This is a genomic window from Streptomyces mobaraensis (genome assembly GCF_020099395.1).
GTDB lineage: Bacteria > Actinomycetota > Actinomycetes > Streptomycetales > Streptomycetaceae > Streptomyces.
In genome coordinates this window covers 2012818-2026725 of sequence record NZ_CP083590.1, presented here as the reverse complement: position 1 = coordinate 2026725, position 13908 = coordinate 2012818, and the positions used below count along the sequence as shown (strand labels likewise).

14 protein-coding genes are annotated in these 13908 nt (G+C 70.5%); 11 read left to right on the top strand and 3 right to left on the bottom strand.

Features of this window, described 5'->3' with window-relative positions; genetic code table 11:
* Window positions 1-21 precede the first annotated feature (21 nt).
* A complete protein-coding gene (locus K7I03_RS08380) occupies window positions 22-849 on the bottom strand; it encodes a hypothetical protein (RefSeq protein WP_185945977.1) in 828 nt (275 codons plus the stop codon).
* Entirely contained in the window at window positions 849-2111 is a 1263-nt protein-coding gene (gene eccE, locus K7I03_RS08375) for a type VII secretion protein EccE (protein WP_185945976.1), read from the bottom strand. Before eccE ends, K7I03_RS08380 begins: the two co-directional genes overlap by 1 nt.
* A 342-nt stretch (window positions 2112-2453) precedes the next feature.
* Between eccE and eccB the strand changes: the two genes are divergently transcribed.
* From eccB to K7I03_RS08340, 7 genes are all read left to right on the top strand, one after another.
* Window positions 2454-3995 carry a type VII secretion protein EccB gene (gene eccB / locus K7I03_RS08370; RefSeq protein WP_185945975.1) on the top strand — a complete coding sequence of 514 codons (1542 nt, stop codon included), beginning with the start codon at window positions 2454-2456 and terminating at the stop codon, window positions 3993-3995.
* Window positions 3996-4020: 25 nt separating this feature from the next.
* A complete protein-coding gene (gene mycP / locus K7I03_RS08365; RefSeq protein WP_224346953.1) occupies window positions 4021-5271 on the top strand; it encodes a type VII secretion-associated serine protease mycosin in 1251 nt (416 codons plus the stop codon).
* A 207-nt stretch (window positions 5272-5478) separates the two neighbouring features.
* Complete coding sequence (locus K7I03_RS08360) at window positions 5479-5838, top strand: WXG100 family type VII secretion target (RefSeq protein WP_040890593.1); 360 nt, start codon at window positions 5479-5481, stop codon at window positions 5836-5838.
* Between the two features lie 41 nt (window positions 5839-5879).
* Window positions 5880-6161, top strand: a complete 282-nt coding sequence (locus K7I03_RS08355) for a WXG100 family type VII secretion target (RefSeq protein ID WP_185945974.1) — start codon at window positions 5880-5882, stop codon at window positions 6159-6161.
* A 123-nt stretch (window positions 6162-6284) separates the two neighbouring features.
* Window positions 6285-6779, top strand: a complete 495-nt coding sequence (locus tag K7I03_RS08350) for a hypothetical protein (protein WP_185945973.1) — start codon at window positions 6285-6287, stop codon at window positions 6777-6779.
* Window positions 6780-6797: 18 nt separating this feature from the next.
* Window positions 6798-8303: a WXG100 family type VII secretion target gene (locus tag K7I03_RS08345; RefSeq protein ID WP_185945972.1), complete on the top strand. Its 1506-nt coding sequence runs from the start codon at window positions 6798-6800 to the stop codon at window positions 8301-8303.
* 37 nt (window positions 8304-8340) lie between these two features.
* Entirely contained in the window at window positions 8341-9714 is a 1374-nt protein-coding gene (locus K7I03_RS08340; protein ID WP_224346952.1) for a S8 family serine peptidase, read from the top strand.
* A 78-nt stretch (window positions 9715-9792) separates the two neighbouring features.
* Here K7I03_RS08340 and K7I03_RS08335 read toward each other — a convergent pair whose 3' ends face one another.
* Complete coding sequence (locus K7I03_RS08335) at window positions 9793-10023, bottom strand: DUF397 domain-containing protein (protein ID WP_185945971.1); 231 nt, start codon at window positions 10021-10023, stop codon at window positions 9793-9795.
* 226 nt (window positions 10024-10249) lie between these two features.
* Between K7I03_RS08335 and K7I03_RS08330 the strand changes: the two genes are divergently transcribed.
* Genes K7I03_RS08330 through K7I03_RS08315 form a run of 4 tightly spaced genes read left to right on the top strand, consistent with a single transcriptional unit; the run spans window position 10250 to window position 13905 of the window.
* The gene (locus K7I03_RS08330) at window positions 10250-12031 is read left to right on the top strand and encodes a YwqJ-related putative deaminase (protein ID WP_185945970.1); all 1782 of its coding nucleotides are present in this window, start codon (window positions 10250-10252) and stop codon (window positions 12029-12031) included.
* A 26-nt stretch (window positions 12032-12057) separates the two neighbouring features.
* The gene (locus K7I03_RS08325) at window positions 12058-12534 is read left to right on the top strand and encodes an SUKH-3 domain-containing protein (protein ID WP_224346951.1); all 477 of its coding nucleotides are present in this window, start codon (window positions 12058-12060) and stop codon (window positions 12532-12534) included.
* Window positions 12527-12916, top strand: coding sequence for a YwqJ-related putative deaminase (locus K7I03_RS08320; protein WP_185945969.1), 390 nt, complete (start codon window positions 12527-12529; stop codon window positions 12914-12916). The genes K7I03_RS08325 and K7I03_RS08320 overlap by 8 nt, the downstream gene beginning before the upstream one ends.
* Window positions 12913-13905: an SUKH-3 domain-containing protein gene (locus K7I03_RS08315; RefSeq protein ID WP_185945968.1), complete on the top strand. Its 993-nt coding sequence runs from the start codon at window positions 12913-12915 to the stop codon at window positions 13903-13905. The genes K7I03_RS08320 and K7I03_RS08315 overlap by 4 nt, the downstream gene beginning before the upstream one ends.
* The last annotated feature ends 3 nt before the right edge of the window (window positions 13906-13908 follow it).

The following is a 13908-nucleotide window of genomic DNA, read 5'->3' as shown; positions in this document are numbered from 1 at the left end:
GTTCCCGGCGACCCGACCCGCTTACTCCAACCGCCGCGCCGCCCCCAGCAACCCCGCCTCCGGGTCCGTCGGCCGGGTGGTGACGTACGTCCGGGACGAGCGGGTGCACCACAGGGTGACGCCGTCGGGGAGGGTGGAGAGGGACTCCACGTCCTCCCGGGGCAGGTTCATGGTGCGGCCGATCTGGACGGCCTCCTCGGGGGCGACCCGCTGGACGCCGACGAGATCCGCCTGGGACATCAGGCGCGCGGTCGTGGGGCCGGGGTAGGGGAGCAGGGTCAGCACCGGCTGCCAGGGCGCGGAGCGGACGCGGCCGAGCGGCGGGCGTATGCCGCAGTCGCGGACGATGAGGACGGGGCTCGGCACCGAGGGGCCCTGCGGGGGAACGCGGCCCACGTCGTGCAGGGTGATGGACTGCTGGCCGGTGTTGGCGGCCTGCGCGAGCGCCGTCCACAGCTGCGGACGTCCGCTCTCCACGGCGACCCGCGCGCCCGTGCCCACCGCGCGCAGCGCGATGACCTGCGCCGTCCACGCGCCGCCCACCAGGACCACGTCGAACGCGGCCGGGCGGACCAGCCCCAGCACGGCCGGGGCGCCCTGGGCGTCCGTACCGACGACCACACCGTCGTCACCGACCGGCAGGCCGAGCTCCGCGAAGCGGTCGGGGTCCAGCTCGTGCCGCTCGCGGCGGGGGCCGAGCAGCCCGAAGCCGGGCGCCGGGCGCCGGGCCGGGGTGCGGCCGACGGACGCCGGGGAGACCGGAGAGGCCGGCGGCGGGACAGCGGACGGGGAACCGGCCGGCGCCGCCGGATCCCGGCGTACCCGCGTCGTTCTCGACAACAGACCCATCAGCGCGTCCCTCCCAGCGGCAGCGTGGCGAGGACGCCCGGCACCTGCTCGTGGTCCAGCCGGACGAGCCCGACCTTCACCCCGCGCGCCGTCCGCTCCAGCTCCCGCCGGACCTCGCCCAGTTCGTCGGCGCTGCGCCCGCACACCCGTATGTGCCCGGTGACCGTCGGCACATGTCCGCCGTCCTGGGCGCGCCCGCGGCCGAGCGTCAGGCTCAGCGTCGTCGACAGCGCGGGCAGGGACGTCAGCAGCGCCGCCAGCTGCGGCAGGGACGCCGCCCCGGAGCCCAACTGCGGCCAGCGGCCCACCCAGTACGAGGTGTGCCACCGGTCGTCGCACCGCCACGTCCGGGACGTCTCGGCGGTCCGCCGCGCGCTCGTACCCGAACGGCTCGCCTGCGCCGTGGCGGCCGGGTTGACGTTCGCCGCGGTCGACAGGGCCGTCGCCAGCTCCTCCTCCGCGAGCAGCACCGCCCGGAAGCCGGCGCTCCGCAACCGGCTCGCCAGCTGGTCCGCCGCGCGCAGCACACATCGCCGCGCCCCCCGGACACCGCCGCCCCGGGCCGCGACGGCCTCCGGGCACAGCTCCGGGTCGAGCTTGAGCGCCACCCAGGTCATGCGGACCGCGGGGGCGCCCGTCAGCGCCTGCAGCGGCGCGTAGTTGCGCGCGGCCAGCGCCTGGGCGGACAGATGGGGGGCGGGCGACGGTAGCGCGCTCTGCACCACCTGCACCGACTCCAGCCGGACGTCCGCCGTGTCCAGCGCGTCCCGCAACAGACCGAGCGGGAGCGCCTTCTCCACCCGCAGCGGGCGCAGCGGCTCGTCCACCGCCTCGACCTGGAGGACGACGGTCACGAACGTCCCGTCGCCCACCACGCCTATGTGCCGGCTCTCGCGGTCCGTGAACGACTCCACGCGCAGCGCCGGTTCGCACTCGACGAGCGGGGCCAGGGCGGGCGCGACATCGGGGGAAGCCGGCGCGCCGGTGGTACCGCGCGTACGGCGGCGCAGCGCGAGGACCGCGCCCAGCCACTCCGGCACCGGCCGCTGCCGCCGTCGCGCGAGCGCCAACGCCGCGAGGACGACGGCCACTCCGCCGGCGGGGGCGGCCAGCAGCGGGTCGACGGCGTACCCCACGAGCACCAGCGCCGCCGCCACCTCCAGCAGCACGAGCTGCTGCAGCCGCACCGGGCCCAGCCGGCCCGGCCCGGACCGTCGGCGCACCACTGTGGCCTGCTGCGCCGATCGCGCCGCGGACGCCATACCCGCGCACCCCCCTCACCCTCGTCGGAACACTTCACCGGGCACGCGCCGGCACACTCACCGGAAACGCGCCGGAACCCTCACCGGCACACGCACCGGACCGTCCGGAGAACCACGCCCGCCACGGGCGCGGACCGGCCGCCGCGGACCCGGGCCCGCGCGACGACCACACCCGGACGGCGGAACCGGATCGTCAACAGGCATAGTAGGGGGCCGGTCTGACAACGCGGACCGAGGGCAGGTCCGACCAGCGGGTCCGGCCGGTTCCGACGGCCGGCCCGGCGGCGGGCCCGGACGGAACCCGGCGAACGGAACCCGGCGACGGGGGGAGTACTTCGGCACATGGCAACACGGCGGGACGAGCTCAACGCCTACACCTTCGCGCGCAAGCGCATGGTCGCCGCGTTCCTGCAGCCCTCGGCGGCGGGGACGGACGAGGCGGCGCCGCGCCCGGTGCGCGCCATCCTGCCCGGAATCGTCGTCGGGGCGCTCGTCCTGGCGGGCTTCGGCGGCTGGGGCATCTTCAAGCCCAAGGCGCCGGCCGGCTGGTCGGAGCCCGGGGCGCACGTCATCGTGGGCAGCAAGTCGACCACCCGGTACGTCGTCCTCAAGACCGACGGCACCAAGCGGCTGCACCCGGTCCTCAACTTCTCCTCCGCGAAACTCCTCCTGAAGCCCGAGAAGTCCTCGGTGATAAAGGTCGACGAGGGCGAGCTCGACAACGGGAAGATCCAGCGCGGCCCCACCCTCGGCATCCCGTACGCCCCCGACCGGCTGCCCGCGCCCGAGGACGCCGGCAAGGAGAAGAGCTGGGCCGTCTGCGAACAGCCGGGCAGTGGGGGCAAAACGGTGCAGAAGGCCGTGTTCCTCCTGGCCTCCCGCGACGCCGCGAAGGTCGCCGGCAGCGGGAAACTGCGCGACGGTCAGGCCCTGTATGTCGAGGGGCCCACCGGCGACCGCTACCTCGTCGACCCGGGCGGCACCAAGCACCTCGTCGGCCTGCCCGACGGCGACCACCCGTCCCCCCGCGACCAGGTGCTGCGCCGCTCGCTGTTCAGCGAGGGCGCCCGCCCGCAGAAGGTCGACAAGGAGTGGCTGGGCACCCTGCACGAGGGCACGCCCATCACCTTCCCCCGGCTCCCCGGCCGGATCGGCGCCCCGGCGGGCGTCGGCAGCCTCGACCCGCGGCTCAACCGGGTCGGCACCGTCATCCGCGCCGTCGCCGGCAAGGGCATGCAGCACTACGTGGTGCTCCCGGGCCAGGTGGCGCCCGTCTCCGACCTCGTCGCGCGGCTGCTGCTCACCAGCCCGGACGCGGTGGTGCTGCACCAGAACGCGCGGGCGGAGGAGGTCGGTCCGCAGTCCTTCACCTCGTCCCCCGAGTGGTTCTACGGCCAGTACGGCTGGCCGGGGCTCGTCCCCACCCAGGTCAACGACGCGGGCACCGGTGTCCGTACGGTCTGCAACGTGATGCACGGCGTGGACGGCAAGGGCGTGCCCCAGCTGACCACCTGGGCCGGCGCCAAGTACCCCGCCGAGATCGTGGACGGCGCGACCAGCGCCTACGTCACCCCGGGCAGCGGCCTGCTCTACCGCCAGATCAACGGCTCGTCCACGAGCGTCGGTTCGCTCTTCCTGGTGACCGACACCGGACTGCGATACGCGGTGCAGACCAACAACGACAGCAGCGCGGGCCGCTCGGGCATCGGTGACGACGACAAGCCGAAGACGCCGGAGGAGCGGGCGGCGCAGGCCAACGAAGCGCAGATCCGGCTCGGGTACAAGGACGTCAAGCCGCTGCCGGTGCCGGACAACTGGTCCGCCTTCCTGCCCAAGGGACCTCGGCTGGACGTCAACAGCGCCGGCCAGCCGCAGAGCTCGTGAGGGGGGCTGTTCGATGACGGCTGCGATGACGGTACTGAGAACGGCCGCGGTGTCGGTCATGGTCATGGCCACGGTTCTGACGGTGGCGGGCACGGGCGCGGCGGCGGCCGGGCCGCGCGCCGAGGGGCCGGGCGCCGCGCTGGCCCTGAACGGCAACGGCGAGTGCACCTTCCCGATGAAGCAGCAGATATCGGGCATGCCGTGGGCTCTGCAGCGGGTCGTCTTCGACCGGCTCTGGCAGGACACCAAGGGCAAGGGCGTCCGGGTGGCCGTCATCGACACCGGCGTCGACATCGACAACCCCCAGCTGGCCCCGGCCGTCGACCGGTCCGCGGGCCTGGACCTGCTGCCCAAGGACAAGAACGCCCCGCAGGAGAAGGGCGCGCGCACCGACGGCACCACCGATCCGGTCGGCCACGGCACGAAGGTCGCGGGCATCATCGCCGCCCGCCCGCGCGAGGGCACGGGCTTCGTCGGGCTCGCCCCCGAGGCCACGATCCTGCCCATCCGGCAGAACGACGAGAAGGGCACCGGTACCGAGCGCACGCTCGCCACCGCCATCCGGCACGCGATCAGCCGGCACGCCCGCGTCATCAACATCTCGCAGGACACCGCGAAACCGCTGCACGCCGACTCGGATCTCGCCCAGGCCGTCCGGGAGGCCCTGAACGAGGACATCGTCGTGGTGGCCTCGGCGGGCAACGACGGACTCCAGGGCAAGGTGCGGAAAACGTACCCGGCGGCATACCCGGGCGTACTCGCCGTGGCCGCCTCCGACCGCAACAACGAACGCGCCGCCTTTTCCCAGACGGGCGATTTCGTCGGAGTGGCCGCGCCCGGCGTCGAAATGGTCTCCACCGTGCCGAAGGGCGGCCAATGCGTGGACAGCGGAACGAGTTTCTCGGCGCCGTACGTCGCCGGAATCGCGGCGCTTCTCCGCGCGAAACACCCGAACTGGAAACAGCATCAGGTCGTCGCCCAGATCGAGCAGACCGCGGAAAGGGCCGTCAAGGGCCGCGACGACTTCGTCGGCTGGGGCGTCGCCGATCCGGTGCGCGCGCTGACCGAGGACGACCACCCCATCGACGCACCGGTGGCGGACCGCGCCGTCTCGGCCGGCCGGGCCGTACCGAAAGCCGCCCCGCTCACCATCGGCGAGACACCGCGCGAACGCGACGAACGCCTCGCCACATACGCGCTGATAACGGCCGGTGTCCTCATCGCGGCGGTCGCGGGAACGGCAGTGGCGCTACGGGACCGGCGACGACGCGGGTGACGGCTCGCTCGTCGGCTTGGTTGATGTCTGGACCAATGACCGCCTCACGCGAGTGACACGCGTGCGCGAACTCACGTCAAAGGCATACCGGTTGGACGCCCTCGTGTGAGTGGCTAGAGTGGCAGCCGACAACTTCGGTCTGATGCAAAGGGGAGCCGTGCGAAGGGCTCCCACAGAACATCCGATTCATGGGGGGTAGGTGTAACGATGGCCGACCTTCGGCTTGAAGTAGGAAACCTCGATCAGCTGGTCAAGGATCTGGGGACCATGCACGACACGCTCGAGGCCAAGATCAACAGCCTCAAGGGCGTCGTCGCCACCGTGCAGGGCGGCTGGAAGGGCGATGCGGCGTCCGCTTACCACTCCCTCCAGGAGCGTGTGAACGAGGACACGCGCCGGCTGAAGGAACTGCTGGCCTTCACCAAGGACGCGATGCAGTCGAGCCGTCAGGGCTTCGACCAGGAGGAGCAGGAGCGCCTCAACAGCTTCAAGGGCGTGGGCGAGGGCGGCACCACCGGCATGGGTGACGGCGGCGTCACCGGTGTCCTGGGCCGGTTCCACGGCTGACCGCCGCTTTCCGCTTCCGCATCGCGTCAGGAGACAGTTTCATGGAAATCAAGTACGGCACCGTCGTCGAGGCTTCGAACGCGGTCAAGTCGGCGGCCAACAACATCAAGAGCGAGCTGGACTCGCTCGACGCCCGCGTCGAGGCGCAGGTCGCCCAGTGGGACGGTGAGACCCAGCAGGCGTTCCACTCCCGCCACAAGGGCTGGAAGACCAACGTGGACGACATGCACCAGACCCTGCTGAAGATCTCCAGCCTCCTCATGGAGGCCACCCACGGCTACCAGTCCAACGACAAGCGCCAGGCGGCCCGCTTCGGCCACTGAGCCGTCCTCGCACTCGTTCTCCGTCCGTGGGCGCGGATGCGGCCGGTTGTCCGCAGACCGCGCCCACGGGCGTTTCCAACAGACTTCATCGTGCATGCACATTCACCAACAGGGGGCTGACTCATGGGATCCGGGGATCCGGCACAGCACGGCGGGGGCGGTGGCAGTCCGTCGGATCTGGATGTGGGGGACGAGGACAACCTCCAGGGCCTGAAAAAGCGTGTGGACCGCCTCCTCGGCAAGCTGGACAAGTCCGCCGCTTCCCACCAGCACATCGCCAACCAGAAGGTCAGCAAGGAGGCGTTCGGCAGCTTCGGGGAGGCGCAGGCCCTGTCGGACGCGTACGACAGGGTCCACCAGCGGCTGGAACTCCTGTCCCAGATGCTGGGCGACCAGCTGGAGGCCATGAGCCTCGCGGTGGGCATGGCGGACCGCGACTATAAGAACGTCGACCGTGAGCACGCGCAACGGCTCGCCGAAATCCAGAAGCGGTCCATCGCGAACTGGGAACAGCAACAGAAGCTGAAGCACCAGGACGAGCAGAACAAGAATGGAAAGCCCGGAGACCACTCCGGTAAGGGTGGAGGAGAGGAATCCTCCGATCAGGCCACGCCGTGATGCGGGGGGAGGAACATCATGGGTGAAAACTCCAAGAGCGTGAAGAGCATGTCCTTCGAGGAGATCTACTACTCGTTCATTCACGCCAAGGGCGAGGAACTGAGCGGCAAGGGCCGCGCTCTCGAGGAGGCCGGCCCGGAGATCGATAGCATCGGCAGCGAGCTGAAGGGGCATGTCGGCCGGACGGAGTGGAAGGGCGAAGGAGGCGACGCCTTCCGCGAGTGGGGCGACGCCTTCGCCAAGCAGATCATCAAGCTGGCCCATGTCGCCAAGGTGACGGGCAAGGAGATGATCGAAGCCGGCGGCGACATCAAGGCCGCCGTCGACGAACTCATGAAGACGCCGCCCGGCGACATCGGCCAGTGCTATGCGGACGCGGACAAGGAAAAGGCCCGCATCAAGGCAGTGGCCGACAGGCGCGAAACAGTCATGGCTGAAGACGGCCCCGTCAAGAGGGCGGCCGACAAATGCGTGAGGGCCCGGGCCACGATTGCAGGGCTGGAGGTTCCTGAGTTCCGGCCGATGCCCGGGTCATGGGGCATTGACGATCCGTATGGTGACTGGAGCGAGCCGTACGGCCCGTCCGGTGGGTCCGCCGCCGGGGGCTCTGCCGGGGGGCAGCCGTACAGCGCCGCGGCAGGCAGCGGGGCCGAAGGCGGGAGTGGCGCGGCGACGCGTCCGGCCGGTTCCGCGTACCCGGACGCTTCAGGCGCACAGATTCCGCCTCCGGTACATGGCGACACCGGAACGGGGCCTGTGCACGTGCCTGCGGGTGGGCATGACGGCACGGGCTCCGGCCAGGGCCCGACCGGCACGCGCATCGACAGTGGCCCTGCTGCGCCCCCTGCTCCCGCTCCGACGACGCCTTCACCCGGCACGGGGCCACAGGTCCCGACTGATCATTCCCGGTCGGTCCCACCGGTGCCGCCGCTGCCCACGGGCCCGGTTCTTCCTGGGTATCCCCGTCCTGGGGGCGGCCGGCCGCACGGCCCCAATGGACCTGGGTCCCAGCCGACTTCGCCGGTGAACATGGGCAGGCCGGGCCGGAGCGCTGTCGACCCTGGTCGTTTCGGTGTCCCCGGGGTAGGGAAGGTGCCCGCCGCGCCGAGGATCGATCCCGGCGTCATCGGCGGCACGCCTGTTTCGGGACCCGGGGCGGCGAGCGGTCGGGGCATTCCGCGTGGAACTGTCATCGGTGGTGAATCGCAGCAAACGGGCCGTGGAATGATGGGCGCTCCGGGGAGCATGGGTTCAGGCTTCCCTTCTCGCGGAACCGGAGCTGCTGCGAGGCGGTATGCGTCGCAGCCCGGCGGTGTCGTGGAAGGTCCCACGGGAGCCATGGGAGCCCGACGTGAATTCACGCCGGGTGGAAGCGGGCTCATCCGTGGGGGCGGTGCTGCGGGAACGAGCAACCGAGAGGCGGAGAAGGAGCGGAAGCGGGCTCAGGGGTCCGGCTACCTTACAGAGGACGAGGAAACCTGGACCGGGGGTGGACCCGAGAACGTTCCCCCAGTGGTCCAGTAACGCCTGTACCCGATGTCGGATGGTGAGCAGAGGACACGTGAAAAAGACGATGATGAGGGGCGCTCGTCGCCGCGTGCTGGTTTTGGCGTCCGCTCTGAGTTCTCTGCTCGCCGTCGGGGGCGTCGGCGCCCCCTCCGCGCATGCCGGAACGGTCCGCGAGGGGCAGTGGTACCTGGAGACCATGCAAGCCGAGCGCATGTGGGAAAAGACCACAGGCAAAGGCATCACCGTTGCGGTGTTGGATACCGGTGTGCGTGCTTCCCAGCCGGAGCTGCGGGGGAAGGTGCTTCCCGGGAAGAGTTATGTCCTCGGTGAGGAAGGCAAGGACGGTCGCGAAGCCGACGATCTCCATGGCACGGCTATGTCAGCGCTCATCGCCGGCAGTGGCCAAAGCGACATGCAGGTGAGGGGACTCGCCCCCGGAGCACACATTCTGCCCGTGAAGGTCATGTCAGGTTTGGGCGACACCGCAGCCATCGCCGATGGCATCAGGTATGCGGCCGACAGCGATGCGCGCATCATCAGCATGTCCATCGTCAGTGCTGCGGCCTCAGTGGATGACAAGCAGAAGGCGCAGATCCAGCGTGCCGTGGACTATGCGATAGAGCGGGGAAAGCTTCTTTTCGCAGGCGTCGGAAACGAGGGGGATAGAACCAACGCTGTCGAGTATCCGGCGGCGATTCGAGGAGTTGTGGGCGTCGGGGCTGTCGACACACGCCTGCAAGCAGGCAAGTTCTCGACGCATGGCCCGCAGACGGCCTTGTCCGCTCCTGGGGTCGACATCCCCACCGTGTGTGGCGGGAAGACGGGATATTGCCGTAGCAGAGGCACCAGCCAAGCCACCGCCCTCGCCTCCGCCAGCGCCGCCCTCGTCTGGTCCCTGCACCCCAAGTGGACCGGCAACCAAGTCTTGCGTGTCCTCCTGGACACCGCCGGCAGGCCGCCGCACGGCAAGGTGCCCAGCGAGTACGTCGGCTATGGCATGATCCGCCCGCGCGAGAACGTGCTGGAGAACAAGGGCGACCCCGGCCCCCCCGACGTCAACCCGCTGGTCGCTGCAGCGGAGAAGACCGACAAGTCCTCCGCGAAGGGCGCGAGCCCGACCGCTCCCGTCACCCACGAGCCCGCGGGTGTGAACGGCAAGAAGGGCAAGGCCAAGGGCAAGGACGACAACCTGCCCTGGTTCATCGGCGGTGCCGTGGCCGTGGTCGTGCCCGGGGCCGTGCTGGTGGCACTGATGGTGCGCCGGGCGCGGCGTAAGGCCAGGGTGCGGAGGCAGCAAGCGCAGCAGCCGACTGTCGCCGCCGGGCCGTACGGCGGTACGGCGCCGATGGATCCGCCGTACCCGCAGCAGCCCCCGCAGCCTCCGATGCCCCCGCAGGGTGGTGGCCGCCCTCCGGGCGGCTCCTGACCGAGGGTCACGAACACGGCGGCCCCCTGCCGGCTCCTTAGGAGACGGCAGGGGGCCACGTCGTTCGAGCGCCACGCGTCACGTGATGTCGAACTCCCCGTCCCGCACCCCCAGGACGAACGCCTTCCACTCGCTCGCCGTGTACCGCAGCACCGTGTCCGGGTCCTCGGAGTTGCGCATGGCGACGGCTCCGCCCGGGAGGTAGGCGATCTCCACGCGCTCCTTCGTCGGGGTGTCCGGAGCGCTGAGCCATTCCACGCCGGAGATGTCCATGGCGTACAGCTCTTCCGTCTCACGCTGGGTGGCCATCAGAGGAGTTCCTTTCCGCACGGATGACGAACGCCGCGGGCCCGCTCCCGCGAGCCCGCCGTCAGGCTACCGGCCACCAGGCTTGCGTCACCGGGGCTTTCGGCAAGTGCGGCAGGGGCCGGCGGAGGTGTGCGGTCCACCACGGGCAATGAAATTGAGGACGAACGGATTCTTGCCTAAGGTCGGAGGGCTTGGATCTTGACAGTGTTCTGACGGGGGAACAGAGATGGGAGTCGTCCTACCGGACAAACTGGCCTTCGTGCTCGACCTGATCGGCGTCAACTGGCCGAACGTCGACGAGGACGACTACCGCGAGATGGCCAAGTCGCTCCGCGGTTTCGCGACCGACGTGGACGCGGGCCGGGGTGACTCCAACGTCGCCCTGAACCGGCTCATCTCCACCAACCGCGGCGAGATGACGCAGGCCATCGAGGGGCACGTCCGCAAGCTCAACGGCAAGCACCTGCACAACCTCGCGGAGGCGGGACGGCTGCTCGCCGGCGGCCTGGACGCGGCGGCGGTCGTCGTGGCGGGAGCCAAGGGCGCGGCCATCGTGCAACTCGGCATCCTCGCGGCCGAGGTGGCGACGGCGCAGGCCGCCGCGCCGTTCACCCTGGGCCTCTCGGAGCTCGGCGCGCTGGGCGGGGTCGCGGTGACGCGGACGGTCGTCAAGCGCATCCTGAAGGGTGCGGCCGAGGCCGCCGTGCAGGAAGTGATGTCCGTGGTGACGGGGCCGGTGTTCGCCGCCCTGGACTCGATGACGACGGACCTCGTCGTCCAGGTCGTCTCCGACGGCCTCGGCGCGCAGGACGGCATCAACCTCAAGCAGACGCTCCAGGCGGGCAAGGACAACCTGAAGATCGCCAGCGCGGGCACCTCCGGGGGCGGTGGAGGCGGCCTCGTCCTCGCCGGCGCCGGCGGAAGCGGCGGAGGCGGCGGTGACCTCGTCTTCGACGAGCACGAACACAACACCTTCACCGGCAAGGTGCACGAGCACTCCAAGCACCTCGACGAGAAGGGCGGCAAGCACCTCCACGCGTCCCGCCACCACTTCGGCCGCACGCGCGGCCGCGGTTCGCTGGCCAAGGCGATCGAAGAGGTCACCGAGAAGGCGATGAAGTCCCTCGGCGACGCGCACGGGCAGCTCAAGAAGCACCTGAACGACGTCGGCGACGGCCTCTCCGAGGCGGGCAAGGCCCAGAAGAAGCACGACAAGCACGTTCAGGACGGCATGGACGGCGTCAAGAACCGTCATCCCGGCCAGAAGCCGGCGGATGGCTCCGGCGGCGGGAACAGCGGGCACAGCGGGAATGGCGGCAAGGGTGGAGGTGGCTCGGGAGGCTCCGGCGGCGGCAGTCCGGCAGGTGGGAATCCCCAGGGGCAACCGATGAACCCGCAGCCCGACTGGCACGGGCAGAGCGCCGGAAAGATGCGGCACCACCGGCGTGATGCGCTGGACGTCGCGCATCTCGACGAGGCGGGCCAGCGAGACGTCATGAAGCGCGAGGCACGGCACCTTGCCGATGACAGCAAGAACGCGCCCGCGCCCGACGGCCGCCAGGAGCCCCTGCCCGAGCAGGTGGGCAAGGAGCGGTCCCTGCCCGGTTGTGCGGGAAGCCTCCTGCACAATGGGGTGGTGACCTCGCACACGGGGACCAGCCAACGGTACAAGGGCGATCCCAACAAGCACCCGGCGGTGCACCCCGTACTAGGGCAAGTCCTGGACGGCATCAGGGCTGATAGCGACGCGGGCAAGATCGGAAAAGTGGGGGCGGGGCACGGCAAGTGTGCCGAAGTGGCCCTCATCTCGGACAGGCTTCACCAAATGGATCCCACGGGGCAGTCCATCAGGACGGCTGAGGATGCGAAGAAGGCGCTGTCCGGAGCGGTCGTTCACACGCGACAGATCGGCGACGTCCCGAAAATCGGGCTGGTACACGGCCAGTACAAACCGCCATGCCGGTCGTGCGAACACATGCTGCCCGCCCTGGGTGTCACACCCATTTAGTATCCAGGTGTAGTTGAGGAGTCTTTGTGGGAACCGAAATCCCCAAGTCGGTCGTCGAAGAATGGCTGAGAAGTCATGGCTGGTCCTCTGAGAGGGACATCGGCGACCAAGCCGATCGACTGATCGCGGAGCGGGTGGAGGACAGCGCGCGGCAAGGCCATCCGCTCCGGCCTTCCGAGGCGGCGGTGCGATTCCTGCACTCCTTCGGGGGTTTGGACCTTGCGTATCCCGAAACCCCGGAGATCCGGTGGATCGTCGACCCCACCGTGGGATACGAAGGGGATGCGGCGGAGTTTGCGGAGTTCTCCGAAGACCTCGGCCGCCCGCTGTTCCCGGTGGGAGGGGAGACGTCCGAAGCGGGATTCTTGCTGATGGACGATCTGGGGCGCTGTTTCTATCAGCATTGGAGCGGCCGCTATTATGTGGGCGAGGACGCCTGGGCCGCTTTTGCGAAGCGGCTGCGGGGCACGCTGATGCAGGACGCGGAGGACTTTTATGTCTGATATTGCCCCCGGCGTCGCCGCCAGCCTGCTCGTGCAAGGCAAGATCTTCAGCATGACCAACCTGTCCGGCCCGGGCACCCCCCACCTCCACCCGGCCGTGCGGCACTTCTTCGACACCCTCCCCCCTGAGCTCCGCGAGCCCTACATCGGCTATTGCGCCGAATCCGCCCTCGTCTCCGACCAGTTCTGGGGACTGGACGAGGGCCGGAGCGACGGCGGGCACACCGCCCTCGACGAGGGCGCCGCGCATTTCGCCGGGGCGATGGTGATGTCGGTGAAGATCCGTGAGGAAGGGGACCCGGAGCACGGGGAGACCACGCTTCCCTGCCGCTCCTGCACCGCCCTCCTCGACCGCCTAGGCGTTGGGATCAGCCGCCCATGAGCGGAAGAGGCGGAAGAGGTCGCGAAGCACTGCTCGCGGCGGGCTGGACCCCCGACCGTGACGCCGGATACAACGCCCTGCACGGCATGCTGACGGCGGTCAGCACCGTCTCGCCGGACGGCACCGCCTCCTGGGAGCCCTTCCCGGCGGCGGAGAACGCGCTGCGCTCGTTCCACGGTCTGACCGTACGGCCGGCCGGCCCCGGGGCCGAGGTGGCGGCGCACGGCTGTGTCGTCGATCCGGCGCGGGCCCGTTTCGCCGTCCGCGCCGCCGCCGACTTCGGCCGGGAGATCGGCGCGCGGCTGTTCCCGCTGGGCGTCACGGACGCCGAGACTCCGCTGTTCGTGGACGAGGAGGGGCGGCTGTTCGCCGCCGACACCGGAGGCTGGTGGGTCCTCGGGGACTCCGTGGAGGACGGCCTGACCGCCGTCGCCGAGGGCCGCGCGCCGCGCCGGATCGCCGCCGCCGATCACGGCTGGCGTCTCGGCCGCCTGCCGGCGGAGGACGTGGTGGCCGACCTGGTCAAGACCGGCATGGTGCTCGTCTACGTACTGCACCGGCATGGCCTGCTCGCGACCCGCGCCGTCCGCTTCCGTGTCGTCGGCCTGCGTGGGCACGGTCCCGTCCGGCTGGACGAGGTCTTCCGCCTGGCGCCGGGCTCGCTCGATCACAGCGCGGAGACGCTGCTCGGGAACGTCCGCGAGGCCGTGGGCGAGATCCCCCTCGGAGCGGCCGAGAAGTCCGTCGAGCTCCTCCCCGGCACCTCGGGCAGACGCCCGCACCCCGGCGTGACCTGCACGGTCTCCGCCGGTCGGCAGGGCGCCGAGGGCATCGGCGTACGGCTGACGGCCACGACCCGCACGGTCCTGGAGAAAGGTGACGGCCTCGCCGGCGCCCTCGACGAACTGTCCGGCTACGCGAGCCAACGCGTGCTCGCCCCCGCCCGCACACCGGCCGCCACCGCCGCGTCGAGTACGTCCCAGGGCTGACGT